The sequence below is a fragment of the Bacteroides sp. RTP31139st1_H2_RTP31139_211217 genome (assembly GCF_040227615.1).
GTDB classification, from domain to species: domain Bacteria; phylum Bacteroidota; class Bacteroidia; order Bacteroidales; family Bacteroidaceae; genus Bacteroides; species Bacteroides uniformis.
In genome coordinates this window covers 1-2,275 of the sequence record NZ_JBCNZM010000298.1, presented here as the reverse complement: position 1 = coordinate 2,275, position 2,275 = coordinate 1, and the positions used below count along the sequence as shown (strand labels likewise).

Below are 2,275 nucleotides of genomic sequence, written 5' to 3'. Positions count from 1 at the left end.
ATATATGGCTATCTGTCACAAAGCGGAGGTGAATGCGGATTGAATCCTATTCCTGAAGGTGCGCATGATTTTCATTGGAGTGTTGACTGCGATTGGGAGGTAGACATGCAAGGATATTATTTCACTACTTTCAGCAGTCGGAACAGTCATGAAATTGAACGAGTTTGCGTAACGGTTGATTTCATAAATGCATGTGGAACCAGAACATACATATATAACTATTTCGACATCGGCTCAACAAATTCAGGAACTTATTCCACACCTAAAAACAGCCTTTCTCCAAAATAGCCCCAGACAGCTTTCACGAAAAAGCCCCCATCCATTTGCTCGTTACACAAAAGAAGCTTATATTTGCTTACTTAAAAACAGACAGCTATCATGGTACAGCAAGACATACGATGGATACAGCGTTTTGAATATACCCACGAACTGGCCTGGAAAGTGATGAAGGACTATGCAGAATATCAGGGGTATACCGACATCCGCAGCTCCCGTGATGCCATACGCAAAGCCCTTGAAATGGGATTGATTGATGACAAGCAATGGACGGAGACTATAGAAGCCCGAAATCTGACATCGCACAATCATGACAACGATGTAGTCTCTGAAGAGAAAATGCAATCCTTGAATACACCATCCTTATTCGATTGAGCTATGTACGGATTGACCGACAATGAACTGGAAAAGCTATGCAATCTCTTCCGGAAACATGAAGAAATAGAGCAGGCTGTTTTGTACGGCTCACGAGCCAAAGGAAATTTCAAGCCTTTTTCCGACATAGACATCACGCTGATGGGAGACAGACTTACGTATAATACTTTAAGCAGCCTTTCCGATGAAATAGACGACCTGCTTTTGCCTTACAGCGTAGACCTTTCCATCTATGGCAAATTAAAGAATGCCGACCTTTTGGAACATATACACCGTATGGGAATACCCATATTCAGCCGCCCATCAAACTAAACTAAATTTCACACATCCACCCTCACCACCCTCACCTTTCGCACGCATCGCCCTATTCATCGGCATTCAAGAGGTGGGTGAGAGCAAATTTAAAAAGTGAGGGCAAAATTTGCCCTCACCACAAGATTTCTTCGTTCAAAGTTATAAGTCACTCATTCTTACCGTAATATCCTGAAACGGGTACATAAATCGGTTGCAGCATTGTTCCCTCATTCTTCAACTTTCCTTCGGTGCGCAGCCGACGGATATGCCGCATGGCAGTAGTACGCATCATGCCGCAAACGCTTTGAAAGTCATTCCGTGTCATAAAAGGGCGAGTGGCGAAATAGTTGGTCAGCCGACGGTCTATCTCTTTATCCGTCAGTTTAGCCGAATGCTCGTTTGCCTTCAAAGCCTTTGCCTTGATGGTACCAATTTCATTTTTCAGTTTCTGGTCGGCACGAAATTTCACACCCGCCATCTTCACCTTCGTCAACTTACGCTTGGTAGCAGCCACTACCGGTTCGATCGTGGTGAGCGACACGCGAAAGTAGCCGATGCCGTCGAGATGCACCTGCCTTCCTTCGGCAAGTTCCCTGCCCATGACGTGCGACACAGCATCAAGCACAGCCGTCACATCGGTTTCTGTCAATGAGCAACGTGCCTGGATGTCCCGCCGCAATTCATCGGTAGACCTGCTCCCATTTAGGCGGAGACGGGGATGAAGGATTTTATCTTCCGGAGATTTGTCGTACGAGTCCGGATTCTCGTACCAATCAAACAAAATAGCCATAGTTCAAACTGCGTTAAAGGGTTACATTATACGATAAAGCACTGCACGGAACACGTGCGAAGTACGTACGCAGTCTGTTGAAGTACAAAGGTTATATCACAGCCCAGCCCGTGAGCAGAACCGTTCACTGTAGTGAGCTGCTCCGTTCACTAATATGAACAAGAAAGACCACTTTAGTGGACTGTTCATAAACTCTGGTGTAAAAATAGACAAAACTATGGGGATAAGCAAAGAAACAAACACCTTTTATAAAAGAAACATATAGACATTCCACCCCAAAAAAGAAGCCAATCGGAAAATAATCCTTGAAAAGCTTGTATCCCCCCCTTTCCCGGCGTATCTTTACAAGAATATTACATACACGATAAAGAATGAAAATCACACTGATCAGAGAGGAACGCGAAAGCGGAAAAGAGGCCGTCAGCACACAAGAAACGGACATGTTGATGGAAAAGCTGAAAACAGAGAACAAGACCGGATACATTACGGAGCTGCGTAGCATCATCCCGCATTTGAAAGGGACCAACGCCCGATATGAGC

3 protein-coding genes and 1 pseudogene are annotated in these 2,275 nt (G+C 44.9%); 3 read left to right on the top strand and 1 reads right to left on the bottom strand.

What is annotated here, in order from left to right; genetic code table 11:
• The 3 genes and pseudogenes from ABUA47_RS24210 to ABUA47_RS24200 all read left to right on the top strand — a co-directional run.
• A pseudogene (locus ABUA47_RS24210) lies at window positions 1–288 on the top strand (hypothetical protein); the annotation flags it as partial.
• 90 nt (window positions 289–378) lie between these two features.
• Entirely contained in the window at window positions 379–651 is a 273-nt protein-coding gene (locus tag ABUA47_RS24205) for an HI0074 family nucleotidyltransferase substrate-binding subunit (protein ID WP_005824947.1), read from the top strand.
• A gap of 3 nt (window positions 652–654) precedes the next feature.
• Window positions 655–963 (top strand): nucleotidyltransferase domain-containing protein, encoded by a 309-nt coding sequence (locus ABUA47_RS24200; RefSeq protein ID WP_005824948.1) that lies wholly within the window; start codon window positions 655–657, stop codon window positions 961–963.
• 148 nt (window positions 964–1,111) lie between these two features.
• Here ABUA47_RS24200 and ABUA47_RS24195 read toward each other — a convergent pair whose 3' ends face one another.
• Window positions 1,112–1,735, bottom strand: coding sequence for an HU family DNA-binding protein (locus ABUA47_RS24195; protein WP_005824951.1), 624 nt, complete (start codon window positions 1,733–1,735; stop codon window positions 1,112–1,114).
• Window positions 1,736–2,275: the final 540 nt, after the last annotated feature.

Excerpts from the sequence above, each read along its gene's own strand:
- ABUA47_RS24205 (WP_005824947.1), top strand. The coding sequence starts at position 379 with ATGGTACAGCAAGACATACGATGGATACAGCGTTTTGAATATACCCAC.
- ABUA47_RS24200 (WP_005824948.1), top strand. The coding sequence starts at position 655 with ATGTACGGATTGACCGACAATGAACTGGAAAAGCTATGCAATCTCTTC.
- ABUA47_RS24195 (WP_005824951.1), bottom strand. The coding sequence starts at position 1,735 with ATGGCTATTTTGTTTGATTGGTACGAGAATCCGGACTCGTACGACAAA.